The sequence below is a fragment of the Gemmobacter sp. LW-1 genome, from assembly GCF_001303875.1.
GTDB lineage: Bacteria > Pseudomonadota > Alphaproteobacteria > Rhodobacterales > Rhodobacteraceae > Gemmobacter > Gemmobacter caeni.
This window is the reverse complement of record NZ_LJSC01000034.1, coordinates 24884-48607: the sequence shown is the minus strand read 5'-3', so window position 1 is coordinate 48607 and position 23724 is coordinate 24884. Positions and strand designations below refer to the sequence as shown.

Annotated in this window: 21 protein-coding genes and 1 pseudogene; 9 read left to right on the top strand and 13 right to left on the bottom strand. The window is 64.3% G+C overall.

Going from position 1 to position 23724, the window contains the following annotated elements; all coding sequences use genetic code 11:
- The first annotated feature begins 36 nt into the window (after window positions 1–36).
- The gene (locus AO684_RS07220) at window positions 37–699 is read left to right on the top strand and encodes a TetR/AcrR family transcriptional regulator (RefSeq protein ID WP_054302071.1); all 663 of its coding nucleotides are present in this window, start codon (window positions 37–39) and stop codon (window positions 697–699) included.
- Here the strand turns inward: AO684_RS07220 and AO684_RS07215 are convergent.
- From AO684_RS07215 to AO684_RS07175, 9 genes are all read right to left on the bottom strand, one after another.
- Window positions 681–2012, bottom strand: a complete 1332-nt coding sequence (locus tag AO684_RS07215) for an FAD-binding oxidoreductase (RefSeq protein ID WP_082400833.1) — start codon at window positions 2010–2012, stop codon at window positions 681–683. The two genes, AO684_RS07220 and AO684_RS07215, sit on opposite strands and share 19 nt — an antisense overlap.
- Window positions 2013–2022: 10 nt before the next feature.
- Window positions 2023–3843 carry an ABC transporter ATP-binding protein gene (locus AO684_RS07210; RefSeq protein ID WP_054302070.1) on the bottom strand — a complete coding sequence of 607 codons (1821 nt, stop codon included), beginning with the start codon at window positions 3841–3843 and terminating at the stop codon, window positions 2023–2025.
- A gap of 16 nt (window positions 3844–3859) precedes the next feature.
- Window positions 3860–4672 (bottom strand): ABC transporter permease, encoded by an 813-nt coding sequence (locus AO684_RS07205; protein WP_054302069.1) that lies wholly within the window; start codon window positions 4670–4672, stop codon window positions 3860–3862.
- Complete coding sequence (locus AO684_RS07200) at window positions 4669–5616, bottom strand: ABC transporter permease (protein WP_054302068.1); 948 nt, start codon at window positions 5614–5616, stop codon at window positions 4669–4671. The genes AO684_RS07205 and AO684_RS07200 overlap by 4 nt, the downstream gene beginning before the upstream one ends.
- Window positions 5617–5717: 101 nt before the next feature.
- Complete coding sequence (locus AO684_RS07195; RefSeq protein WP_054302067.1) at window positions 5718–7247, bottom strand: ABC transporter substrate-binding protein; 1530 nt, start codon at window positions 7245–7247, stop codon at window positions 5718–5720.
- Window positions 7248–7473: 226 nt separating this feature from the next.
- The gene (locus tag AO684_RS07190; RefSeq protein WP_054302066.1) at window positions 7474–8172 is read right to left on the bottom strand and encodes an SDR family NAD(P)-dependent oxidoreductase; all 699 of its coding nucleotides are present in this window, start codon (window positions 8170–8172) and stop codon (window positions 7474–7476) included.
- An 18-nt stretch (window positions 8173–8190) separates the two neighbouring features.
- Window positions 8191–8967, bottom strand: a complete 777-nt coding sequence (locus AO684_RS07185) for an IclR family transcriptional regulator (RefSeq protein WP_161805997.1) — start codon at window positions 8965–8967, stop codon at window positions 8191–8193.
- A 69-nt stretch (window positions 8968–9036) separates the two neighbouring features.
- The gene (locus AO684_RS07180) at window positions 9037–10650 is read right to left on the bottom strand and encodes a hydantoinase B/oxoprolinase family protein (protein WP_054302064.1); all 1614 of its coding nucleotides are present in this window, start codon (window positions 10648–10650) and stop codon (window positions 9037–9039) included.
- Complete coding sequence (locus AO684_RS07175) at window positions 10647–12701, bottom strand: hydantoinase/oxoprolinase family protein (protein WP_054302063.1); 2055 nt, start codon at window positions 12699–12701, stop codon at window positions 10647–10649. The genes AO684_RS07180 and AO684_RS07175 overlap by 4 nt, the downstream gene beginning before the upstream one ends.
- Before the next feature lie 392 nt (window positions 12702–13093).
- Between AO684_RS07175 and AO684_RS21555 the strand changes: the two are divergent.
- Window positions 13094–13243 (top strand): annotated as a pseudogene (locus tag AO684_RS21555) (IS5/IS1182 family transposase); the annotation flags it as partial.
- 251 nt (window positions 13244–13494) lie between these two features.
- On the opposite strand, the gene AO684_RS07165 reads toward AO684_RS21555, so the two are convergent.
- Together AO684_RS07165 and AO684_RS07160 are read right to left on the bottom strand one after the other, a co-directional pair.
- A complete protein-coding gene (locus AO684_RS07165; RefSeq protein WP_054302061.1) occupies window positions 13495–14610 on the bottom strand; it encodes a Gfo/Idh/MocA family protein in 1116 nt (371 codons plus the stop codon).
- A gap of 8 nt (window positions 14611–14618) precedes the next feature.
- Window positions 14619–15320, bottom strand: a complete 702-nt coding sequence (locus AO684_RS07160) for a GntR family transcriptional regulator (RefSeq protein WP_054302060.1) — start codon at window positions 15318–15320, stop codon at window positions 14619–14621.
- An 85-nt stretch (window positions 15321–15405) separates the two neighbouring features.
- Between AO684_RS07160 and AO684_RS07155 the strand changes: the two genes are divergently transcribed.
- Genes AO684_RS07155 through AO684_RS07125 form a run of 7 tightly spaced genes read left to right on the top strand, consistent with a single transcriptional unit; the run spans window position 15406 to window position 22022 of the window.
- Entirely contained in the window at window positions 15406–16563 is a 1158-nt protein-coding gene (locus AO684_RS07155) for an LLM class flavin-dependent oxidoreductase (protein WP_054302059.1), read from the top strand.
- A 2-nt stretch (window positions 16564–16565) separates the two neighbouring features.
- Window positions 16566–17456, top strand: a complete 891-nt coding sequence (locus AO684_RS07150; protein ID WP_054302201.1) for an aldo/keto reductase family oxidoreductase — start codon at window positions 16566–16568, stop codon at window positions 17454–17456.
- Window positions 17453–17956, top strand: a complete 504-nt coding sequence (locus tag AO684_RS07145) for a flavin reductase family protein (RefSeq protein WP_054302058.1) — start codon at window positions 17453–17455, stop codon at window positions 17954–17956. Before AO684_RS07150 ends, AO684_RS07145 begins: the two co-directional genes overlap by 4 nt.
- Window positions 17957–18012: 56 nt before the next feature.
- Window positions 18013–18603, top strand: a complete 591-nt coding sequence (locus tag AO684_RS07140) for a TRAP transporter small permease (RefSeq protein ID WP_054302057.1) — start codon at window positions 18013–18015, stop codon at window positions 18601–18603.
- Window positions 18603–19892, top strand: a complete 1290-nt coding sequence (locus tag AO684_RS07135; RefSeq protein ID WP_054302056.1) for a TRAP transporter large permease — start codon at window positions 18603–18605, stop codon at window positions 19890–19892. The genes AO684_RS07140 and AO684_RS07135 overlap by 1 nt, the downstream gene beginning before the upstream one ends.
- 27 nt (window positions 19893–19919) lie before the next feature.
- Window positions 19920–20978: a TRAP transporter substrate-binding protein DctP gene (dctP, locus tag AO684_RS07130; protein ID WP_054302055.1), complete on the top strand. Its 1059-nt coding sequence runs from the start codon at window positions 19920–19922 to the stop codon at window positions 20976–20978.
- Window positions 20979–21026: 48 nt separating this feature from the next.
- Window positions 21027–22022 (top strand): YeiH family protein, encoded by a 996-nt coding sequence (locus AO684_RS07125; RefSeq protein ID WP_054302054.1) that lies wholly within the window; start codon window positions 21027–21029, stop codon window positions 22020–22022.
- 21 nt (window positions 22023–22043) lie between these two features.
- Here AO684_RS07125 and AO684_RS07120 read toward each other — a convergent pair whose 3' ends face one another.
- Together AO684_RS07120 and AO684_RS07115 are read right to left on the bottom strand one after the other, a co-directional pair.
- A complete protein-coding gene (locus AO684_RS07120) occupies window positions 22044–22652 on the bottom strand; it encodes an alpha/beta hydrolase (RefSeq protein ID WP_054302053.1) in 609 nt (202 codons plus the stop codon).
- Window positions 22653–22708: 56 nt separating this feature from the next.
- Window positions 22709–23641: a VOC family protein gene (locus tag AO684_RS07115; RefSeq protein ID WP_054302052.1), complete on the bottom strand. Its 933-nt coding sequence runs from the start codon at window positions 23639–23641 to the stop codon at window positions 22709–22711.
- Window positions 23642–23724 lie beyond the last annotated feature (83 nt).

The following is a 23724-nucleotide window of genomic DNA, read 5'->3' as shown; positions in this document are numbered from 1 at the left end:
ATGCTGACTGCGCCAGAGCGCCGGAAAGGACATGCCATGACACCGCCCGAGGAAAGCCAGAAGCTCAGCGCACATGAGGAAAAGACCCAGACCACGCGCACGCGCATTCTGGAGGCGGCCCGGCAGGAGTTTGTGGAACGCGGGCTGGAAGGTGCGCGGATCGAGCTGGTGGCGAAGCGTGCAGGGGTCAACAAGGCTTTGATCTACCGCCACTTCACCGACAAGGGCCGGCTGTTTCAGGCGGTTCTGGAAGGCTGTTACCATCAGATCCGCGCGGCAGAGCGCGCGCTGGACCTGCCTGCCGACCCGCTTGCGGCGCTGGACAAGATCTGCGGTTTCACGCTGGATTACTACCGCAGTCATCCCGACCTTCTCGTGCTGGTCGGGATCGAGAACCTGCATGGCGGTGAGCATATCCGGCACGCCGACCGCGCCGGGATCGGGGCCGAGGATCTGCTGGCGCGCATGGCGGCGATCGTGCAGCGCGGCGAACAGGCAGGCCTGTTCCGGTCGGGGATCGACCCGGCAGAGCTGTGGCAGCTGCTGTCGGCCCTGTGCTGGGTGACGGTGGCGAATGCCCATACATCGGGCTTCACTTTCGGGGTGGACATGCTGCACCCCGAGCGGATCGGGGTGCGGCTGGACAACATCCGCCAGATGGTGCGCCGCTTTGTTGCCGCTCAGGCCGCAGCGGGCTGAGCCTGTCCGGGCCGCAGCCGGGTAAAGGCAAAGACATCGGCCGGGACAAGGGTCTTTTCGCCCAGGATCAGCTGCGCCATCATACGCCCCGCCCCCGGCCCGATGCCGAAACCATGACCGGAAAAACCCGAGGCGATGTTGAGGCCGGGCAATGCGGGCACCGGGCCGATCACCGGAATGGCATCGGGCGTCGCATCCATATAGCCTGCCCATTCATGGGTAATCCGCGCGCCCTGAAAGGCCGGGAAGGCGCGCGCCAGCCGGTGCAGCGCCTTGCGGGTATAACCCGGCACCGGATCCGGGTTCAGGATGCGCACCTGTTCAAAGATGGTGCGCCGGTCCAGTGCCCAGCGGCGCGCGGTGGCCAGATCCTCCAGGAAGGTGCGGCCGATGCGGGGCGACAGCTCGCGCCAGCTGGTGCGCAGCCCGGGCAGGTAATCACCCAGCAGGCGGAAGTGATCGGGGGTCAGCGGCGCGATGGCCCGGTTGCGCACCGCAATGGTGTAGCCGCCATCCTGACGATGGCGGAAGGCGAAATTCTCGGCCCCCACCGGCATATCGGAGATCAGGGGCACACCCTCCACCCGTGCGACCGGACCCAGCACTTTCAGTTGCGGAAAGTCGATCCCCAGATTGCCCGCGAACAGCCGGGACCACATGCCCGCTGCGATCACGACCTGCTGGCAGGCAACCGTGCCGCGTTCGGTAACGACAGCACTGACCCGGCCTGAAGCGGTTTCGAGGCCGCGCACTGCGCAGCCCGTCACGATGCGCGCGCCCTTTGCCCGGGCGGCAGCAGCAATAGCGGGCACCGCGATCCACGGCTCGGCCTTGCCATCGCTGCCGGTGTGCAGGACACCCAGAATACGGCCATCATTGCCCGGCAGGCGCGTATCGATTTCGGTGCGCGACAGCATCCGGCCATCGACGCCATGCTCCGCACCGATCTTTTCCCAGTTGCGCCAGTGATCCAGCTCGCGCCTTGTATAGGACAGATAGGCGATGCCGGTGCGCCGCCAGCCGGTGTCGGCGCCGATCCGTTCGTTCATGCCTGCCCACAGCCGCAGGCTTTCCATGCACAGCGGCAGTTCGCGCGGGTCGCGACCCATCTGGCGTGTCCAGCCCCAGTTGCGGCTGGATTGTTCCGCGCCGATCAGACCCTTTTCACACAAGAGCACGCTGACGCCGCGCTCGGCCAGTTCCAGCGCAGTGCAGACACCGATGATGCCGCCACCGATCACCACCACATCGGCGGCCTCTGGCAGGTCTGCATCCCCCGCGAAGGGCGCAAGCGGGAAGGACAGGAATTGCATCATGGTTTCCTCATGCCCATTCCGCGCCGGGTTCAAGAACGAAATGGCCGGGGGCAGGCTGGTGATAGACACGGGCGGGCGGGGTGAAGCCGACCGGACGCACGGGAGACGACAGTTCACGCCCCGGCAGGCTTCGCCGCTGGTGCCGCCGGGCCGGATCAGGCAGCGGCACCGCCGCAAGCAGGCTTCGGGTATAAGGATGCGCGGGATTGCCGAAGACAGCGTGGCGTGGTCCGATCTCGACAATCTCGCCCATATACATCACCGCGACCCGATGGCTGATGCGTTCGACCACCGCCATATCATGACTGATGAAGATGAAGCCAAGGCCCATTTCCTCCTGAAGCTTCATCATCAGATTCACCACCTGCACCTTCATCGTAACATCCAGAGCCGATACCGCCTCGTCCGCCACAATGACCTTGGGTTTCAGCGCCAGCGCGCGCGCGACGCAGATGCGCTGCCGCTGTCCGCCCGAAAATTCATGCGGGAAGCGCGAGGCCATTTCGGGCAGCAGGCCCACCGTCTGCAACAGCTGACCGGCCAGCGCCGCGTGTTCGTCAGGATTGCCGACCCCCTGGATCAACAGGGGTTCGGTGATCGCCTCGCCCACGCGCAGGCGGGGGTTCAGACTGGCATAGGGATCCTGAAACACCATCTGTACATTGCGGGCCAGCGCCCTCGGGTCATTGGCCGCGACCGGCTTGCCCTCGATCCGCACCGAACCGGCATCGGGGCGGTGAAGCTGCGTGATCAGCCGCCCGAGGGTGGATTTGCCACAGCCGGATTCCCCGACGATCGACAGGGTTTCCCCGTGGCGCAGTTCGAAACTGACATTCTCGACCGCATGCACCCGCTTTTGCAGCCGCCGCAGCGGCGGGGCGGGCACGTCGAAACGCTTGGTCAGACCGCGCACCTCCAGAAGCGGCGCGGCAGCCTCGCGCAGGGTCGAGGGGCGCGGCGGCGGCGGCACGAGGCTGGCCGTGGCCATGTCATAGACGGGATAGGGCAGGGGGTCGTGATCCCCGGCCATCGAGCCAATCTGCGGCACTGCCGACAGCAGCGCGCGGGTATAGGCCTGCTGCGGTGCGCCGAAGATGCGTTCGGTCGTGCCGGTTTCCACCGTATCGCCACGAAACATCACCAGCGTGCGGTCGGCGACTTCGGCCACCACCCCCATGTCATGCGTGATGAACAGCACACCCATGTCGTTTTCGGCCTGAAGCTCCTTGATCAGCTCCAGCACCTGCGCCTGAATCGTCACGTCCAGCGCGGTGGTCGGCTCATCCGCGATCAGAAGATCGGGCTGACAGGCCAGCGCGGCCGCGATCATCACCCGCTGCCGCATCCCGCCGGAAAAGCGGTGCGGATAATCGTCATAGCGCGCCGCTGCCGAAGGGATATGCACCCTGTCCATCATGGCGATGGCCTGACGGCGTGCCTCGGCGCGCGAGACATTGCGATGCGACAGCACCGCCTCGGCGATCTGGTCCCCGATGGTCAGTACCGGGTTGAGCGAGGTCATCGGTTCCTGAAAGATCATCGAGATCCGGTTGCCACGGATCTTTTCCATCTGGGGTTCGGACAGGCCCAGCAGTTCCTGCCCGGCCAGACGGATTGATCCCTGCACCCGCGCGGTGGCCCTGGGCAGAAGCTGCATGATCGCCATGGACGACACGCTTTTTCCCGATCCGCTTTCGCCGACGATGGCCAGCGTCTCGCCCTTGTCTATGGTGAAGGCGATGTCGCGCACGACATTCACCCAGTTCGCGCCATGGCCGAACGAAACGGCCAGATCCCGAACGTCCAGCAGATGAGGTGCGGCGGTCATCGAAATCACTCCGGTTTCAGGCGGCGGAACTGCGGCGCGGATCGAAGAGATCGCGCATGTGGTCGCAGAAGGCGTTGAGAACAAGGATCAGCCCCGTCAGCACGATGCAGGGTGCAAACAGCAGCCACGGCTCGTCGATGACGGTGGCGCGGGCGGCGCCGATCATCATGCCCAGCGAGGGTTCGGGCGGCACCACCCCAAGGCCGAGGAACGACAGGCCCGATTCCAGCACGACCGACATAGCCATGACAAAGCTGAACTGCACGCTCAGCGGTCCGGCGATATTGGGCAGGATGGTGCGCAGCACGATGCGGGCAGGCGAAGCCCCCATCAGCCGCGTGGCCTCGACGTAATCGAGGGTGCGGATGGTCAGCACGCTCGCATGTGCCACGCGGGTGAACGAGGGCACATAGACCAGCGCCAGCACCGGCACCAGTGTCAGCGGGCCGGAGCCGTAAAGCGTCGCCGCCAGCATTGCCAGCAGCAGCGGCGGGAAGCACAGGACGATATCCATGAACCGCATCGACAGCATCTCGGTCAGGCCGCGGTTGTAGGCGGCAACGATCCCCAGAAGCGAGCCGATCACCCCGGCCAGCACCGCAGCACTGCCCGAAATCAGGATGGCACCACGCAGGGCATGGACCAGGCGCGACAACAGATCACGGCCGATTTCGTCCTGGCCCAGCAGATGCGCCGCCGAAGGACCGGCAAAGCGATTGGCGACGTCCAGCTTCAGCGGGTCGTGCAACGGCAGGATCGGGGCGGCCAGCGCCAGCAGGACGATGACCGACAGAAGGATGCCCGAAGGCGACAGCAGGGCTTTCTTCATTTCCGCACCCGGGGATCGACAAGGCCATAGATGATGTCCACCAGCACATTGAGCGCGATGTAGCAGGCCGAAACCACCAGGATCACGCCGGTCACCACCGGGTAATCGCGCGCGCTGACTCCCACGACCAGCATGCCGGACAGGCCCGGCCAGTTGAATACGCTTTCCACCAGCACCGTGCCCGCAAGCAGCCCGCCCAGTTGCAGCGCCACGATGGTGATGACCGGCATCAGGGCGTTGCGCAGCACATGGCGCAGCGTGACCTGCCGCGCGGGCACCCCCTTGGCGCGGGCCGTGCGCACATAGTCCAGTGGCATCACATCCAGCATCGAGGCGCGGGTGATGCGGAAGACCACCGCCGACAATCCGACAGCAATGGTCGCCGCCGGCATGAGCAGCAGGATCAGGTGCCGCCCCGGATCCCGGTCGAAGGCGACATAGCCGCCAGCGGGCAGCCAGCCCAGATATTGCGCGAAGATCAGCACCATCAGCGAGCCGATCACGAAGACCGGAACGCTTTGCGCGGTACCTGCCATGGCATTGGCCAGGCGGCTGAACAGGCCGATCGGGCGCAGCGCGGCCACGATCCCGGCGGGCAGGCCGAGCAGCAGGCTCAGCAGACCCGCCGCCCCGATCAGTTCCAGCGTGCGGGGCAGGCGGCGCAGGATCTCGCGCGCGACCGGAGTTTCATCCACCAGCGAACGGCCAAGATCCATATGGGCCAGCTGTTCCATCTTGAACAGATATTGCTGCCAGACCGGGAGGTTCAGCCCCAGATCCTCGCGCAGCAGCGCCACCATGGTCGGATCGGGCGTGCCACCGCTGTTCGACAGCAGCAGCTCGACCGGATCGCCAGGCACGAAGTTGATGGAAAGAAAGACCAGGGTGATGACGACCCAGAGCATCACGACGCCCTGTAGCACCCGGCGAAGGAACCAACCCATTGTCTCTGCCTTCGGACTGCGGGGGAAGGGGGTTCACGGCGCAGCGGGCGCCGGGAACACGCGGCGGGCGCGGCCGTCAGTGCGGCCGCGCTGCCATGATGTCAGGCAATGTCGATCTTGTCGAACAGCACCGACGAGAAAGGCGACAGCTGGTCGGGCAACATGGCCAGCGGCGTCACGGCGGCAGAGCGGCCGAAGCCGGTGGCACGATAGGCAACGCCACACATGGTCGTATTGTCCAGCGCGATCTGGTCGGCAGCCCGGTAGATCTCGACCCGCTTCGCCTCGTCAAACTCGCCGCGGCCCTGCGCCAGCAGGTCGCTGAGACCCGGCGCCTCGATATCCCGGCTGCGCGAATAGGCATGCGACAGCGCGGGGTCCATGATCGACACGGCGCCATCGGGATCGAGGCTGTCCAGACCGAAACCCTGAACCGCGAAATCACCGGCACCGCGCGTGCCCAGGGCCACGCGGGTTGCCCAGTCGGGCATGTTCAGCTCTACCTCAATCCCCACCTCGGCCAGATGGCTTTGCACCAGAACGGCGGTATCGCGGTGCATGGTATATTGCGAGGTGGCCAGAAGCTGCACCTTCAGCCCGGTTTCATACCCGGCTTCCTTCAGCAGCGCCCTGGCCTTGTCCGGGTCATAGCCCCAGTAATTCGCCTGTTCCTCGTTCCAGAAGGGCGATCCGCTGGCGCGCGGGATGCCCCGCATCTCGGCTCCGTAGCCGAAGAACACCGACTCGACGAATTCATTGCGTTTCAGCGCAAAGGCCACCGCCTGACGCAGACGGGCATCCTTGAACGGACCCGAGCCGTTGAAAGTGAGGAACATGAAGGCGCCGGAATCGACCTTGTCCAGCGCCAGCGCGCTGTTCGCCTCGATCTGCTTCATCGCCGACCACGGGACGTAGTCGATCAGGTCGACATCCCCCGCCGTCAGCGCGGCGACCCGTGCGTTTTCGTCGACATAGGGCGTGATGAGGATGCTTTGCAGATGCGGCAGCCCCTCTTTGAAATAATGCTCGTTGGGCTCCAGCTCAATCCCGACGCCTTTTTCCGCTGACACGATCCGATACGGACCGGCGCCGGTGCCCTGATCCTCGGCATCGGTCGATCCGGCCTTGAGGATCGAGAAGAACGGATAGGTCATCAGCGAGGGGAGGGTCGCCATCGGTGCTTCGGTGGTCAGCCGGAAGGTCAGATCGTCCACCACCTCGAAGCCGGTGATCTTCTTCACCCCGTCATACATATAGGCGCCGGAGTTATCTGCCGCGATCTGCTCGAAGGTCCAGCGCACGTCCTCGGCGGTGACCGGGCTTCCGTCGTGGAACATGGCCGCGCGCAGCTTGAAAAGCCAGGTCGTCGGGGATTCCGAAGTCCAGCTTTCCGCCAGTTCGCCGACAAGCTGCCCGCTGGGGTCATAGTTGATCAGGTTGCGGTTGATCAGCGACGAAACCATGTGGCCGGAATAGCCGACCAAAATCCACGGGCGCAGATGGGCCGGATAGGTCGAAAGACCGATGCGCAGGGTCTTGCTGGCCTGGGCGGTGGCGAAGCGGGTTCCGAACATGAAGCTTGCGGTGCTTGCAGTGGCGATCTGCAAGAGGGTGCGGCGGCTGAAATTCATCGGGCGGTTCCTGTTGGGTTGAAGTTGGCCATCGCAATGGCGGTCACGGTGCTGCGTTCTGACCACCCCGACGGGCGGAATGCGCATGTTCCAGTAGGGTCAGGCTAGGGTCACGGCGCGTGAAGGGTCAAGAAAATTCCAACTAAGGGACCGGATATCAACTTATCAATCCAATAATCAGATTATACCGTGATGAATTTATGCTCATCCTTGCGGCTTCTGACCGTCAGAAGCAGTCCTCGACATCGTAATGTACCGGAATGGTTGAGACAGAGGCGCTTGGTGGAAGTTCCAGCGCCATACCGACAATCCGTGCCACATCCTCGGGCTGGGTAAGGCGTTCCGAATCGACCCGCCCGCCCGCCGCACCAAGGCCCATGTCGGTGGCGATGAAGCTGGGACAGACCTCCGTCACACGCAGCCCACAGTCGCGCCCCTCTTGTCGCAGGGCGGCAGCCAGCCCTGACACCGCATGCTTGCTGATGCCGTAAAGCCCCGATGCGCGCGATTTGATCCGCTTGCCCGACAGCGACGAGATAACGACGATCCGTCCCACCGGGGGGGCGGCCAGCGCGGGCCACACGGTTTGCGCCAGCCGCAGCGGCGCTTTCAGATTGACCTCCAGCAGCCGGTCAAGTTCGTCCATCCCGGCCTCAAGCACCGGCGTGGAGGAATGGATGCCCGCATTCAGCACCAGCCCGTCCACCCGCCCGAAATGCGCCAGTGTGGCCGCAAGCCAGGCCTCGCCGGTCTGCGGTTGCAGCGCGTCATAAGGGCAGACAAGGCAATCCGGATGATCCGGCACGACCGGGTTGCGCATGCCCGCACTGATGCACCAGCCACGCGCCAGCAGATCCTGCACGATGGCATGGCCCAATCCGCGCGAGGCGCCACTGATCATGGCGACGCGACGGGGTTCGTCCATATTCTTCTCCCTGGGGTGTCAGATCGCCTTGGCCTGCCGGTCGGCCTCGTCGATACGGGCCAGTTCTTCCCGCATCACGGCGACGATTTCGAGTTCCTGTTCCTGCGTCAGACTGCCGATCGGGGTCAGCACCGACATGGCGACCTCCAGCCCCAGCCAGGTATCGCTGAGCACCGGCAGCGCCAGTGCCAGCGATTCAATCCCCAGCGTCGAACGAACGCCGCGCACATAGCCGGTCTGGCGATAGGCAGCGATATCGGCCTCGATCTGGTCCAGCGACAGTTTCCATTGCTGCAAGGCACTGGCATTCTGGTCGAACACCACCTGTCGGCTACGGTCGTCCATCTTGGCCAGCATGACGATCCCCGCCGGGCTGACCGAAAGCGGAATCCGCCCGCCGATGCCGCTGACGAAGGGCTGTGCCGCAATCACACCCAGTTCCAGATCCAGACAGGCGATATCCACCCCGGCGCGCATCATCAGATAGGTCGACCGCTGCACCCGCGCCGACGTCGCGATCAGCGCCGGGCGGTAACGGCGGATGATCTCGCCCACCGCAGGCACCCGATGCGCCAGCGCATAAAGCGTCGGACCCAGCCGGTAATTGCCGCGCGTCCCGCTCTGGATCACCAGACCACGGCTGCCAAGCGCCACAAGGCTGCGATGTACGGCGGATTTGGCATCGCCGGTCGCCTCGGCCAGTTGCGCCAGCGACATGCCCAACGAACCGGCCTCGCCCAGAATCAGCAAGAGATCGGCCGCGCGTTCGGCGTTGGAGGAGGATTGTCTGACCAAGGTATTCTCGCTGGTTGGGGCGATGGCAGGCTTTCCCGCCATCGCCCCGCTGTCAAGCAGGTAAGCCGCTCAGACCCGGCGCCGTTCCCTGAGGTCGGTGGCACGGCGGTCGGCAGGGCGGCGGGCCGGATCGCCATAGCCACCCGCGCCGGGCGTGACGATTTCCAGCACATCGCCCGGCTGCATGTCGACAGAGTGCCGCTCGAACCCGCTTTTCACCCCATTCAGCGTGAAATAGCCAGATCCGCCCGGCTGCCCCCCGGCAAGACCCCAGGCTGCCGTCGACAGCCGCGCGCCCATGACCTGCACCCGGCAGGCGCGTTCCGCACGGTAGACGCGGCGCAGGCCCATGCCGCCCACGAACTCTCCGTCACCGCCCGAGCCGTCCACCAGCTCATACCGGCGCAGGGTAATCGGATATTCGTTCTCCAGCGCCTCGACCGGCAGGTTGGAAGTGTTGGTCATATGCACATGCACGCCATCCAGCCCGTCCTTGTTGTGACGCGCCCCGAAGCCGCCACCGATGGTTTCCAGATAGACCCACAGCGCGCCATCCGGCCGGGTGCCGTTGAAGCTTGCGACATGGACCGAGCCGTTACAGGCCGCCACCACCCGGTCGGGGATCACCTGCGCGAAAGCACCATGGATCAGGTCGACGACCCGCTGGCAGGCGGTGATGCGCCCGTCCACGGCCGCCGGATGGGCGCAGCGCAGGATCGTGCCTTCCTCTGCATTGACGGTAATCGCCCGCGCCAGCCCGGCATTCGGCAGGATGGTCGGATCAACCACGGTTTTCATCGCGTAATAGACGGTGGCGAGCAGCGCGGTATAAACCACGTTCAGACCGGCGCGCACCTGTGGCGGGCTGTCGAAATCCAGCGTGGCCTCATCGCCGGCAATGGTGATGCGGACCGAAAAATCCAGCGGTTTATCGAGCGATTCACTGTCGAACACATCGGAGAAGGCATAAACCCCGTCAGGGATAGCACGGATACCCGCACGCATCTTGCGGTCGGCGTAATCCATCAGCTCCTCACCTGCGGCAAGGACATCGGCCAACCCGTACTTGACGCAAAGTTCGGCCATGCGGATCGCGCCCAGACGGTTGGCGGCGATCTGCGCCCGCAAGTCCGAGATCCGTTCGGACGGCACCTGACAGTTCAGCAGGAACAGGCGCTGGATATCCTCTTGCAGCACACCGGCACGATGCAGCCGCACCGGCGGGATGCGCAGACCTTCCTGATAGATATGGTCGTGTCCGCGATCCGCGAAATCGGAATGGTGCGCGGTGTTGATCGCCCAGGCGATCAGCGCGCCATCGTGAAAGATCGGCTCTGCCAGAACGATATCGGGCAGGTGGGTGCCGCCGCCCTCGTAGGCATCATTGCCCATGAAGATATCGCCGGGCTGGATGCTGTCCGCCGGGAATTGCCGCAGGATATAGGGGATGAAGCCAATGAAGCTGCCAAGGTGCATCGGGATATGTTCGGCCTGGCACAACATGCGGCCCGAGGCATCGAACAACGCAGTCGAACAGTCGCGGCGTTCCTTGATATTGGTCGAGTAGGAAGCACGCACCAGTGCCTCGCCCATTTCCTCGACAGTCGAGGCGAAGGCGGAACCGATGACCTCTACGGTGATCGGGTTGAGCTTCGCACGGGAAACCGGGGTCTGCGCATTCATGCCGATTGCTCCAGAATGAGGTTGAGATAGGCATCGACCGTCGCGGTCATGTCCGGGGGCACCACGGTCGTGCTGTCCATCTGGTCAATGATGGCAGGGCCTGCGATGCGGTTGCCCGCCAGCAGCCTGTCGCGGTTGTACAGGGTGGTTTCCACGAAATCCCCGGTCTCGGGCATCCAGACCGGGCGGGTGCCGGTGATCGCAGCGGTCGCGTCCGCCCCGGCATCGGGCTGGGGCTGGAAATCGGCCTTTTCCACCAGCCCGCTTGCCGCGATGCGGAAGGTGACAAGCTGGATCGGCTCGCCTTCGGCGACAAAGCCGTAAAGCTGCCGGTGTGCCGCTTCAAACCCGGCCTCGATCTGGCGCAGGGTTTCCGCCGTCACCGGCCCGCTGGCCACCGGAACCGAGATTTCATAGTTCTGCCCGGCGTAGCGCACATCGACACTGCGCTCGATCAGGCGGGCGCCGGTCAGGATATCCTCTGCGTCGAACCAGGCTTCGGCCTGCGCCTCCAGATCGGCATAGGTCGTCGAAAGCATCCCCGTATCCGCGCCGCTGAGCGGTGTCAGGCTGGTGGCCGAGAAATCGGCGCGCAGATCGGTCATCAGCAGGCCAAGCGCGCACAGCACGCCGGGCGTGCGCGGGATCATCACGCGGGTCATCCCCAGCGCGCGGGCCAGCCGCGCCGCCTGCACCGGGCCAGCGCCGCCAAAGGCCAGAAGGGTGTAATCCCGCGGATCATGCCCCCGCTGGACCGAGATCACCCGGATCGCCTTTGCCATATTGGCGATGACGATATCCAGAATGCCGTTCGCCGTTTCCATCAGGCCAAGGCCCAGCTTGTCGGCCAAAGTCTGCACTGCCGCCTGCGACAGGCTGCGGTCGATCTTCATGCGGCCGTTCAGCAGATATTCCGGGTTCTGGGTCTGCATCAGCACATTGGCGTCGGTCACGGTGGGTTCGGCATTGCCCAGCCCGTAGCAGGCCGGCCCCGGATTGGCTCCGGCCGACCGGGGCCCGACCTTCAGAAGCCCGCCATTGTCGACATAGGCGATCGACCCGCCCCCTGCACCGACCGTATGAATGTCCAGCATCGGCACTTTCAGCGGATAACCATGCACCACAGATTCGTTCACCACGCGGCATTTGCCATTGCTCAGCAAAGCCACATCGGAGGAGGTTCCCCCCATGTCAAAGGTGATCAGGTTGTCAGTGCCGGTCATCCGGCCGATGGCCTGCGCCGCCACCACTCCGGTCGATGGCCCTGAAAGGACGGTGCGCACCGGGTTTTCGGCGGCGGTGTCGAAGGCGATCACCCCGCCGTTCGATTGCGTCAGCTGCGGTGCCACGCGCAGACCCAGATCAGCCAGTTTCTTCTGCAAAGCCTTGACATAGACCTGCATGACCGGGCCGAGATAGGCATTCACCACCGTGGTGGACAACCGCTCATACTCACGGAACTCGGGCGCGATCCGGTGCGAGATTGCAACGAAAGCCTCGGGGAATTCTTCCGTCAAAATGGCTGCGGCGGTCTTCTCATGCTCGGCATTCAGGAAGCTGTAAAGGAAGCTGACGGCGACGGATTGCACGCCTTCGGCTTTCAGGCTGCGCACTGCCGCGCGGAAGGCATCAGCATCAAGCCCTTCCTCTACCGTGCCGTCCGGCCGCACCCGTTCGGCCACGCCAAGCCGCAGGTCGCGCGTCACCAGTGTTTCGGGCTTGTCGGCTTGCAGGTCGTAAAGATGCGGGCGTTTCTGGCGGCCGATCTCCAGCAGATCGCGGAACCCTTCGGTGGTGATCAGCCCGGTCTTCACGCCGCGCCCCTGAATCAGCGCGTTGGTCGCGACCGTCGTGCCATGACCCAGAAACGAAACTTCGGCGGCACTGGCGGAAACCTGTTGCAGACCTTCGGCCACGCCCTGCGTGATGCCCCGCGACGGATCGTCGGGGGTGGAGGAAACCTTCCAGGTGACCACCTCGCCGCTGTCCTCGTCAAAGAGGCACACATCGGTGAAAGTTCCGCCGGAATCGACGCCAATCCGCCAAGTCATGTTCTGATCCTAAGCTGTCCGCAAGCGCGCAAAGGCGCCCTGTCTGCGTTCAGCCAAGCGGCAGGAGGGGTGAAGTGTCAATCTAATTCCAAATTTTAATATTATATGATATTATAAAATCCTATAAAAGGAATAATTTGTGCATTCTCTAGACTTCTACATAGCATCCCGCGCCCGCGCGCCGCCGCCAAGGAAGGTGATTCAACGAGTCAACTTCCGACAGCAGATGCGAAGCGACCGCGATCAGGCGGAGTTGCTGCACGACATACCAGTCTGTTTTATTGTGGCCTATCTCGGGGCAACAGATGCGGGAGAGTAACCAACACCATAGCAATCCCGCGAAGCATGCCACTGATGGCTCAAGGGTGGTTGCGCCAGTTTCGGCTACCACCGCTGAAGCCAAGATGCACTGCATCAAGCTTCTCGGGCAGCGCCTGTCCGCGCGGGACTTCGACCGTCAGGTGGCAGAGTTCCAGGTCCGTGTCGCCGTCCTGAACGGCTTCACCGCACTCGGCACACCCGTTACAGAGGTCGCAGGATAGGTCTGTCCGGGGAAAGGGGAGGCCCGGCCATCACCCGATTTGTGCAACACAGCCCAACAGAGCCCTCCTGCAGCGCTCCCAAACTGAAACAGCTCGGGCGGTTCTATGGTGAACCGGCAGGAGGGGCATCCAATCCATTATTTTAGAATGTGCCCGCGCCATATCAGTTATTCAGATAAGGATAGTTATGTTGCATTAAAAATATGTCGGCCCTGCCGTCCGCCACGAACGGCAGGGCTGAGTTTACCGGATCACATTGTCACGTCGGGCACCGCATGACGCAGGTCGACCGCCTGACCCGTGCGGGCGCTTTCCTGTGCGGCCATGCCGATGGCTACGGCCCACCAGCCGTCGGTCAGGCTGACTTCGGGGGCCTGAGCGCCTGCAACCACGCGGGCAAAACCCTGATGCTGATAGAAGGTCGACCCGTTGTGATCGCCTGCCGCCAGCAGATCCGGATCCACCGGCACTTCCAGCAAGCGCGGCCCCTTCGGCTCGCGCGGGCTGACAATCACCTGCGGCACCGGCGGGGCACCCAGATGCGCAGGCCAGAACCGACCCGGCCCCGGTACCAGACATTCGATCTTGCCCAGGGGCCCGACGGCGCTGATCTCTTCCTGATAGCGACTGCCTTCGGCGAACATGCACAATTCCAGCATCGCACGCATGCCGTTTTCAAAATCGACGATGACATAGGCATGATCCCAGATATCCGGCGTCGCGCCCTCGTAACGTTCGTCGAGATGGTTCACCGCCTGCCCGCCAGAAGCCATGACCCGGACCGGATCGCATTGTGCGATCAGGCGCATCAGGTCAAAGAAATGGCAGCACTTCTCAACCAGGGTGCCGCCGGTCCTGGCGTTGAATCTGTTCCAGTCACCCACCTTTTCCAGAAAAGGAAAGCGGTGTTCGCGGATCGTCAGCATGCGAATGCCGCCGGTCGCCGCTTCGGCCTCGCGGATCAGATGCGCGACGGGGGGCATGTAGCGATATTCCATCGCCACCCAGATCGGTGCGGGATAGGCCGCGCGCAGAGCCGCCAGCCGGGGCGCATCGGCGGGATCGGTGAACAGCGGCTTTTCGCACAGCACCGGCAGGGGGCGAATAGCGGCAATTTCCTCAAGCTGCGCCAGATGCAGGAAGTTCGGGCTGGCAATCAGCAGACAATTCACCGCAGCCACGGCCAGAACTGCCGCCACCGAATCGACCAGCCGCGCGCCGGGGCAATGACGCGCCGCCTCGGCCCGCATGGCGGCATCGGGTTCGAATATCGCCACCACCTCGGCATCGGGCAGCAGCGCGATGTTGCGCAGATGTTCCTGCCCCATCATGCCGCAGCCGATGATGCCGTAACGCAAGGTTTTCATGGGAATCCTCATTTCAGCCGCGCGACATAGCGCACGGTATCGGGGTCATACCAGGTGAAGGATGCTTCGGCAGACTGGCCTTCCTGGGACCAGCTGATCCGGGTGATCAATGGCAGCGGTGCGCCGGGCCGGTGGGTAAAGCGCGCAGGTGCCCAGTCGGGGCAAGGGCCAAGGCCGATGCGGTCCTCGGCACGCGCGATCCACAGGCCAAGCCGATGCCTGTAGAAAAGGTAAAGCGATTCCGACAGGTCATCGGCGCCAATCTGCGGAACGATGTCACCATCGAGCCAGATCTCCTCGACCGCCGCGACCTGCCCTGACAGAAAGCGCAGGCGGCGGATGCGGTGGCCTTCGGCGCTGGTGCCGAAAGCTGGCAGATCGGGTGATTTGGCCAGCCGGTCCACCGAAAGCACCTCGGCCGTCGGCAGGCCGCCCCCTTCCACCCGCTCCAGCCGGAACATGGCATAGACCGAAGCCGGGTCCGATTTCGCGCGGATATAGTTGCCTGACCCCTGCACCCGATCCAGCAACCCCTTTTCTGCCAGCGATTTCAGCGCCTGCCGCAGGGTTCCGACCGCGATGCCAAGGCCGGAGGCCATCTCGCGTTCCGGCGGCAGGCGTTCGCCATCCATCAGCCGACCGGCCGCGATGTCACGGATCAGCAGTTCCGCAACCTGTTGATAGACGGGCAGAGAGCCGGACTTCGCCATGACCACCTCAAATTGATACAGTATTGATCTACATATTGGCGAATGCTACGCAAGAGAAAAGATGCATGTGGAATAGAGAGAATCGATGACTGTCGTTCCCGTAACCTCCGCCGATCTGGATGCCGCCGAAGTCAGCTGGTTCGCGGCGCTTTGCTCCGATGATTATGAATATCTCGGCGTGCCGGACGGCCGCCTGCGCTCCAGCTGGGCGCATTGCTCCTCTATCGTGCAGCGCGCCGAGGGGCACGGGTTTCGCAATATCCTTTGCCCGTCCTCGTATCAGGTCGGGCAGGATACCCTGTCATTCGTGGCAGGCTGCGCGCCAATCACTGACCGCATCAATTTTCTCGCCGCGATCCGCTGCGGGGAAATGCAGCCCGTGATGCTGGCCCGCACCGTGGCGACGCTGGACCACATGTTGCAGGGGCGGCTGACGCTGAACGTCATTTCCTCTGATTTTCCGGGCGAGGTGGCCGACAGTGCCTATCGCTATCGCCGCAGTCACGAGGTGGTCGAGATCCTGCGCCAGGCCTGGACCCGCGATCACATCGAATATGACGGCGAGGTCTACAAGATTGCAAAAGTCAGCAGCGACCCGGCCCGGCCCTATCAGCAGAACGGCGGCCCGCTGCTGTATTTCGGCGGCTACAGCCCCGATGCGCTGGAACTCTGCGGGGCGCAATGCGACGTCTATCTGATGTGGCCCGAACCGCAGGAGATGCTGGCCAACCGGATGCGCGCAGTTCACGAGCGCGCGGCGGAGCATGGCCGCACACTGGATTACGGGCTGCGGGTACATATGATCGTCCGCGACACCGAGGCAGAGGCCCGCGAATATGCCGATCATCTGGTCAGCAAGCTGGACGATGAATACGGCAAGCTCATCCGCGACCGGGCGCATGACAGTATCTCGCTGGGTGTCGCGCATCAGGCGCGCGCGCGCGAACTGGCCGATCAGTTCGGTTATATCGAGCCGCAATTGTGGACGGGCATCGGACGCGCCCGCTCCGGCTGCGGCGCGGCGCTGGTCGGATCGGTCGATCAGGTCCTGACCCGGATCGAGGAATATCGCAGGATGGGCATCCGGGCCTTCATCTTCTCGGGCTATCCGCATCTGGATGAATGCGACCACTTCGGGACCAAGGTTCTGCCGCAGATCAAGACCTGCTCGCTACCCCATGCCTATGGCCGGGTGCCCGCAAGCCCGCCCGCCACGCCCCTTGCAAACGGAGAACGCCGCTGATGATGGAACGCATCACGCTTGGAAACATCACCTTGTCGCGGCTGGTCTATGGCATGTGGCGGCTGGGGGACGATGCCGATACCTCGCCCGCCCATGTGCAGGCCAAGGTCGAGGCCTGTCTGGCACAGGGCATCACCACGATGGATCAGGCCGACATTTATGGCGGCTATACTGCGGAGGGGCTCCTCGGCGCGGCCTTGCGCGCGGCGCCCGGTCTGCGTGACCGGATCGAGATCGTCACCAAATGCGACATCGTGGCGCCGGTGGGCCGTCATGCCGCCGCGAGGGTAAAGTATTACGACACCAGCGCCGCCCATATCACCGCCAGCGTTGAAACCAGCCTGCGGGAGATGGCAACCGACCGCATCGACCTTCTGCTGATTCACCGCCCCGATCCGCTGATGGATGCGGATGAAACCGGGGCCGCGCTGGATGCGCTGGTGGCCAGCGGCAAGGTGCACGCGGTGGGTGTGTCGAACTTCCGCCCGTGGGATTTCCGCCTGCTGCAATCGCGCATGGCCGCGCCTCTGGTCACCAACCAGATCGAGCTGAATCTGCTGGCGCGCGAGGCTTTTGTAAACGGCGATCTGGCGTTCCTTCAGGAAAACCGTATCGCGCCGATGGCATGGAGCCCGCTCGCCGGCGGGCACCTGCTGGCGGAATCGCGCGAAGGCCTGCGCCTGCGTCTGGCCGAGCTTGGCGCGGCAGCAGGGGCGGACTGGTCGGCGGCGGCAATCGCCTGGCTGCTGCATCACCCTGCGCGCATCCTTCCGGTGCTGGGCACCAATACCCTGTCGCGCATCGCGGGCATATCCGATGCGCTGCGGGTGCCGATGGACCGGCAGACCTGGTTCGAGCTTTACACCCTTGCGCAGGGGCAGGAAGTGCCATGAGTGTTGACGTCGCCTTCACCCCTGACGCGCTGAGCGCCCGCGCCTTCCGGGATGCCCTTGGCTGCTTTGCAACCGGCATCACCGTCGTCACCATCGACAGCGCCGAAGGCCCGATGGGCTTTGTCGCCAACAGCTTTTCCAGCCTGTCGATGGACCCGCCGCTGGTGTTGTGGTCACCTGCCCGCGCCTCGCGCCGCTTCCGCTTTTTCGCGGATGCGCCGCATTATGTGATCCATGTGCTTGCAGAGGATCAGGCCGACTGGATCGCCCGCTTCGGGCGGGACGGGGGCGGATTTTCCGGCCTCGACGTGCCGCGCAACCCCGAGGGTGTCCCGCTGATCGCCGGCGCGCTGGCGCGGTTCGACTGTGCGCAACATGGCACGCATGACGGCGGCGACCATCTGATCATCGTGGGTCGCGTGCTGCGGGCCGCGATGCAGGAAGGCGCACCGCTGGTGTTTTCCCGAGGCAGATACGGGCAGTTCCTGCCCGCCGCCTGAAAGTAATGGTTCTGCGCTCCCGGGGAGGGGAGACGTGACAAGGGAGGGGGAATTTCATGGGGGCCTTCACAAGGCTTTTGAACGGTCTGGGCGCCTTCAATGCGGCCCTGCTCTGGCTGGGTCGCGTGCTTGGCGCAACCGCCATGGGCCTTATGGTGCTCATCATTCTGGCGCAGGTTTTCTTCCGCTATGTGCTGGGTAATGCGCTGGCCTGGCCCGAGGAGGCAGCACGGTTCCTCATGCTCTGGGCGACCGGGCTGATGATCCCGACCGCCTATCGCCGGGGCGGGTTCGTCTCAGTCGAAATGCTGGTGTCCTTCCTGCCCCGCATCGTCGGGCGGTTGTTGGGCCTTGTGCTTCTGGCGCTGGTGCTGGTTGTCCTGGTCGCGGGCTTTCGCATCGGCCTGTCCGAGGTCACGGGCTTTGGCGGCAGGTTTGCAACTGACAGCCTGAAAGTGCCTGCCTCGCTGGCCCTTGATACCTGGGTGAAGGTGCCGAAATCTTGGATGATGGCCTCGCTCGTCACCGGGCTGGCCATGCTGATCCTCGTCAATGTCGAACTCATGCTGCGCGGGCTGGCCGAACTGACCGGGCAGCATCACGGGCTGGTCGCGATTGCCGATGCCGCCGATCTGAGGGCCGAGTGATGCTGAACCTGTTCCTTCCGCTGTTCCTTGTGCTGCTGCTGATGGGCCTGCCGGTGTTCTTCGGCCTGATCGCGGCACCCGGCCTGCTGCTTTGGGCCAACGGGCAAGAGCGTGATCTCGTCCTGCTTTACCGCAATGTCTACAACGGCATGGACAGCTTTCCGCTGATGGCCATTCCGTTCTTCATGATGGCGGGCGAGGTGATGAACCGCTCGAACATCACCTTGCGGCTGGTCGAGTTCAGCCAGGCCATGATGGGCCATCTGCGCGGCGGGCTGGCGCATGTGAATGTGCTTTCGTCCATGCTGTTCGCAGGTCTTTCCGGCTCCGCCGTGGCGGATGTCTCCGCCCTCGGGTCCATGCTCATTCCCGCGATGGAGAAACAGGGCTATACCCGCCGCTTCGCCGCCGCGATCACCGCCGCATCGTCGATCATCGGGCCGATCATCCCGCCGTCGGGCATCATGATCATCTATGCCTATGTGATGGGCGAAAGCGTGGCCGCGCTGTTCCTTGCCGGGATCGTGCCGGGCATCCTCATCGGCGGTGGCCTGATGCTGGCCATTCATCTGCTGGCCGACCGCTATGACCTTCCGGCGGCCACGCGTCGCGCCACATGGGCCGAACGCGGACAGGCGAGCCTCAAGGCGATCTGGCCGCTGATGACGCCGGTCATCATTCTCGGCGGCATTCTGGGCGGCGTATTCACCCCGACCGAGGCCGCTGCCGTGGCCGTCGGCTATTCAGTGCTGATCGGGATGTTCGTTCTGCGCAGCCTGCGGCTTGCCGATCTGCCCGGCATCCTGACGCGGGCAGGGATCACCTCGGCTGTCGTGCTGCTGCTGGTCGGCGCCGCCATGGCGTTCAAGACCGTCGCCTCGCTGTCGCACACGCCCGAGCTGCTGGCCTCGATCATCCTTGGCCTGTCCGACAATCCGCTGGTCCTGCTGCTGCTGATCAACCTGCTGCTGTTCGTGGTGGGCATGTTTCTGGATGCCGGTCCCGCCATCATCATCCTTGGCCCCATTCTCGGGCCGATCTTCACCTCGCTGGGCGTCGATTCCGTGCATTTCGCCATCGTCATGGCGGTGAACCTGACGGTCGGCCTGCTGACCCCGCCGATGGGGCTGGTGCTGTTCGTGACATCCTCGGTGTCAGGCCTCCGGGTCGAGACCGTCGCGCGCGCCACCCTGCCCTTCCTCGCGGTCGAAATCGTCGTGATCTTCCTGATCACCTATTTCCCCGCGCTGAGCCTGACCATCCCGCGCCTTGCGGGCTTCGTGAACTGACCAAGAGATAATGACAGGGAGGAAAGCATGATCTCGAAGACGCTGAAGGCGCTGCTGCTGGCATCGGCGCTTGCCGGGGCTGCCGGTGGCGCGTTCGCACAGGACATCGTTCTGCGCGCCACCGCCAATTCCAACGAGAGTGACGAGGATTACGACGGGCTCGTCGTATTCAAGAACTACGTCGAGAATGCCTCGAACGGGCAGATCGGGGTCGAGCTGTTCATCGGCACCCAGCTTTGCGCCAAGGGCGATGAATGCCTCGCGGGCCTCGCCGACGGGTCGATCGACATCTACATTTCCACCAGCGGCGGCGCGGCGGGGCTGTTCCCCTATATTCAGGTGCTGGACCTGCCCTATCTGATGTCTGATGACCGCGTGGCAGAAACCGTGCTGGAGGGCGATTTCACCCGCAAGCTGCGCGACATGGTGCTTGAGGATTCAGACAGCAAGATCCGGCTGATGACCATTGGCAATACCGGCGGCTGGCGCAACTATGCCAATACCCGCAAGCGCATCGCCGCCCCTGCCGATCTGGCCGGGATGAAGATGCGCACCGTTCCGGCCGATCTGCCGCAGACGCTGGCCACCACGCTGGGCGCCGCGCCAACGCCGATCCCGTGGCCCGAGCTGTTCACTTCGCTTCAGACCGGCGTGGTCGAGGGCACCGCGAATGGCATCACCGACATCATGTCGATGAAGTTCACCGATGCAGGCGTGAAATACCTCACGCTGGACGGGCACAGCTACATGGGCGCCTTCTGGTGGATGGGCAATGACCGTTTCAACAGCCTGACCGATACCCAGAAACAGGTGGTTCTGGACGGGTTCGCGGCGCTGCAACAGGCCACGTTCGCCTCGCCCAAGCGCAAGGAAATTCAGGCTTACGCCGATTTCCGCGCCGCGGGTGGCGAAATCTATGTGCCTTCGGCGGAAGAGAAGGCCGCGTTCAAGGCTGCCGTCGATCCGGTGTTCGACTGGTTCCGCAACAATGTGGCGCGGGGCCCCGAGGTGCTGGACCTGTTCAACGCCGCCGTTGCCGAGGCGCAGGCCAAGGTCGATGCCGACCGCGCGGCCGATCTTAAGTAAGGCCAGACAGGGGCGGGGCGCTGCCCCCGCCCCGTTTCGAGACACGCCATGCACAGCCTTTCCCTTTCCGCGCGCCGTTACTTTCCGGGCCTTGCCATCGCGGCGGTCGTGGCGCTTTCGGCGCAGTTTCTGGCCGATCACTACGGCCCGCCCGCCATGCTCATGGCCATCCTGATCGGGCTCGCCCTCAACTTTCTGGGGGCAGAGGCGCGCACCGCGCCGGGGATCGCGCTTGCGGCGCGTCATGTGCTGCGGCTGGGTGTGGCACTTCTGGGTATCCGCATCAGCGCCGACATGCTGCTGGGGCTGGGGGCGCTGCCGCTGGTGATGGTGGCGCTTTCGGTGCCGCTGATCATCGGCTTTGGCCTGTTGCTGTCGCGTCTGCTGGGCCAGCCGGGGCGGTTCGGCTTTCTGACCGGCGGATCGGTGGCGATCTGCGGCGCCTCTGCCGCCATGGCCATCGGTGCCTTGCTGCCACAGGATGACCGACGCGAAAGGGATATTGCCTTCACCGTCATCGCGGTGACCGTGCTTTCCACCCTCGCCATGATCCTTTATCCGATCATCGCCGCAAACCTTGGCCTGTCGACCACCGCCACCGGGCTGCTGCTGGGGGGCACGATCCATGATGTCGCGCAAGTGGTCGGCGCGGGCTTTTCGGTTTCGACCGAGGTGGGCGAGGTCGCGACTCTGTTCAAGCTGTTCCGCGTGATCATGCTGGCCCCGACCGTGGTGATCGGCGCGCTGATCCTGCGCGGCGCGGCTTCGGGCGGCGGCACGCGGCCGCCGCTGGTGCCGGGCTTCGTTCTGGGCTTTCTGCTGCTCGCCGGGGCCAATTCCTTCGGGCTGGTTCCCATGGCCTTGCGCGACCTGCTGGAGCCGGTGGTACGCGCCTGCCTGCTGATGGCAATTGGCGCCGTCGGCCTGCGCACCGATCTGCGCGGTCTGATGTCGGTCGGTATCACCGCCGCGCTGATGCTTCTGGCCGAGACGGTGCTGCTGTTCCTCGCGATCCTCGCAGCGGCCATCTGCCTGCCGCAATGACCCGACAGACAGACCGGCGGCTCAGGCCGCCGGTGCCGCGGTCAGAAACTGGCGCAGCGCGGCAAGCTCCGGCGGTCGGATCTCATGCCCGCCGGGTTCGATCAGGCTTTCAACCGCTGCATCCTGCGCCTTGAACCAGTCAATCAGCGCAAGCGATTGCGGCAGCGGACAGATCGGATCGCTGCGACCGGCGGTGACAAGGATCGGCAGCCCCTGCAAACCGGGCTGCGGCGCCGGGGTCCAGGGGATCAGCGGATGCAGCAACGCCGCCCGGTCGAACAGGCCCGGCTGGCGGAACAGCATGGCGGCAAGGATATTCGCCCCGTTCGAATAGCCGAAGGCCAGAAGTGGACGCGACGGCGCCTCGGCCCGCACATCGGCAACGAAGGCCAGCAGGGCATCGGTGCGACGGGCGAGATCCGCCATGTCATAGACCCCTTCGCCCGTGCGCCGGAAAAAGCGGTTGGCGCCATATTCCGACACGTCGCCGCGCGGTGCGACGATCCCCGCCCCCGGCATCATTCGCCGGATCAGCTCGACAAACTGGAACTCGTCTCCCCCGGTGCCGTGCAGCGCAAGGATGACCGGCTGGTTCGCCCCGGCGGGGGCACGAAAACTGTGATAGCTCATATCAGCACTCCTCGGCAGAAAGACGCCCCGGCCTGCATGGCCGGGGCAGCGGGGCATCATGCCTCCAGCGGGTCAAGATGCGCCTCGATCCGGTCGCGATACTGTTCGTAGCGGCTCGGCAGTTTCAGCGCCTCGCCCAGATGCGCGGCATCTTCATCGCGGTCGAAACCGGGCTCATTGGTCGAGATTTCAAACAACACCCCGCCGGGGGTGCGGAAGTAGATCGCCCAGAAATAATCGCGGTCGATCACCGGCGTAACCTGATAGCCGGTATCCATCAGCGCCTTGCGCACCTCAAGCTGTGCGGCCCGATCCGGCACCGCGAAGGCGATGTGGTGCACCGATCCGGCACCTTGCCTGGCAAACGGCGTGCCCGACAGGGCCTCAAGGTCGATGGTATCGGCGCCATTGCCTCCGGGCAGGATGAAGCGGGTCACATTGCCCTCCACCCCCGCCTTCTCATAGCCCATGAAGCCCAGAAGCTCGGCCGTGGCGGCAGTATCGTTCAGCCGCAGGCTGGCCCCCGAGAAGCCACGGATCGCCGCTGCCTCAGAAATACCGCCACCCGTCCAGGCGGCGCGGCTGTCGCCCTCCGTCTCGACCAGCGAGAAGCCGTCACCATCCGGCCCCCGGAACCGGAGCCAGCCCGCACCGAAGGCCGAACCCTCTTCCAGACCGGCAACACCGGCGGCCGCGAAATGGTCTTTCCAGAACCCGAGCGCCCCCTTCGGCACCGAGAACCGGGTTTCCCCCACCTCGCCCACGCCGGAGCGGCCCCGCATGATCTGCGGGAAGGGGAAATAGGTCATCACCGTGCCGGGAGTGCCCGCCTCGTCGCCATAATACAGGTGATAGACACTGGGTTCGTCGAAGTTCACGGTCTTCTTCACCCGGCGCAGCCCCAGCGTTCCGGTGAAGAAGCGGTTGTTCTGCCGGGCATCCGCCGCCATCGAGGTGACGTGATGCAGGCCCTTGATCTGATTCAGCATGGTCTCTGCCTTTCTGCGGCCTTGCCGCGACACGACTGGGTTGCCCTGTAGATAGCCCGCCTGATAGTTTCGCGGAATTACCG

Excerpts from the sequence above, each read along its gene's own strand:
- AO684_RS07220 (WP_054302071.1), top strand. The coding sequence starts at position 37 with ATGACACCGCCCGAGGAAAGCCAGAAGCTCAGCGCACATGAGGAAAAG.
- AO684_RS07215 (WP_082400833.1), bottom strand. The coding sequence starts at position 2,012 with ATGCAATTCCTGTCCTTCCCGCTTGCGCCCTTCGCGGGGGATGCAGAC.
- AO684_RS07210 (WP_054302070.1), bottom strand. The coding sequence starts at position 3,843 with ATGACCGCCGCACCTCATCTGCTGGACGTTCGGGATCTGGCCGTTTCG.
- AO684_RS07205 (WP_054302069.1), bottom strand. The coding sequence starts at position 4,672 with ATGAAGAAAGCCCTGCTGTCGCCTTCGGGCATCCTTCTGTCGGTCATC.
- AO684_RS07200 (WP_054302068.1), bottom strand. The coding sequence starts at position 5,616 with ATGGGTTGGTTCCTTCGCCGGGTGCTACAGGGCGTCGTGATGCTCTGG.
- AO684_RS07195 (WP_054302067.1), bottom strand. The coding sequence starts at position 7,247 with ATGAATTTCAGCCGCCGCACCCTCTTGCAGATCGCCACTGCAAGCACC.
- AO684_RS07190 (WP_054302066.1), bottom strand. The coding sequence starts at position 8,172 with ATGGACGAACCCCGTCGCGTCGCCATGATCAGTGGCGCCTCGCGCGGA.
- AO684_RS07180 (WP_054302064.1), bottom strand. The coding sequence starts at position 10,650 with ATGAATGCGCAGACCCCGGTTTCCCGTGCGAAGCTCAACCCGATCACC.
- AO684_RS07175 (WP_054302063.1), bottom strand. The coding sequence starts at position 12,701 with ATGACTTGGCGGATTGGCGTCGATTCCGGCGGAACTTTCACCGATGTG.
- AO684_RS07165 (WP_054302061.1), bottom strand. The coding sequence starts at position 14,610 with ATGAAAACCTTGCGTTACGGCATCATCGGCTGCGGCATGATGGGGCAG.
- AO684_RS07160 (WP_054302060.1), bottom strand. The coding sequence starts at position 15,320 with ATGGCGAAGTCCGGCTCTCTGCCCGTCTATCAACAGGTTGCGGAACTG.
- AO684_RS07155 (WP_054302059.1), top strand. The coding sequence starts at position 15,406 with ATGACTGTCGTTCCCGTAACCTCCGCCGATCTGGATGCCGCCGAAGTC.
- AO684_RS07150 (WP_054302201.1), top strand. The coding sequence starts at position 16,566 with ATGGAACGCATCACGCTTGGAAACATCACCTTGTCGCGGCTGGTCTAT.
- AO684_RS07145 (WP_054302058.1), top strand. The coding sequence starts at position 17,453 with ATGAGTGTTGACGTCGCCTTCACCCCTGACGCGCTGAGCGCCCGCGCC.
- AO684_RS07140 (WP_054302057.1), top strand. The coding sequence starts at position 18,013 with ATGGGGGCCTTCACAAGGCTTTTGAACGGTCTGGGCGCCTTCAATGCG.
- AO684_RS07135 (WP_054302056.1), top strand. The coding sequence starts at position 18,603 with ATGCTGAACCTGTTCCTTCCGCTGTTCCTTGTGCTGCTGCTGATGGGC.
- dctP (WP_054302055.1), top strand. The coding sequence starts at position 19,920 with ATGATCTCGAAGACGCTGAAGGCGCTGCTGCTGGCATCGGCGCTTGCC.
- AO684_RS07125 (WP_054302054.1), top strand. The coding sequence starts at position 21,027 with ATGCACAGCCTTTCCCTTTCCGCGCGCCGTTACTTTCCGGGCCTTGCC.
- AO684_RS07120 (WP_054302053.1), bottom strand. The coding sequence starts at position 22,652 with ATGAGCTATCACAGTTTTCGTGCCCCCGCCGGGGCGAACCAGCCGGTC.
- AO684_RS07115 (WP_054302052.1), bottom strand. The coding sequence starts at position 23,641 with ATGCTGAATCAGATCAAGGGCCTGCATCACGTCACCTCGATGGCGGCG.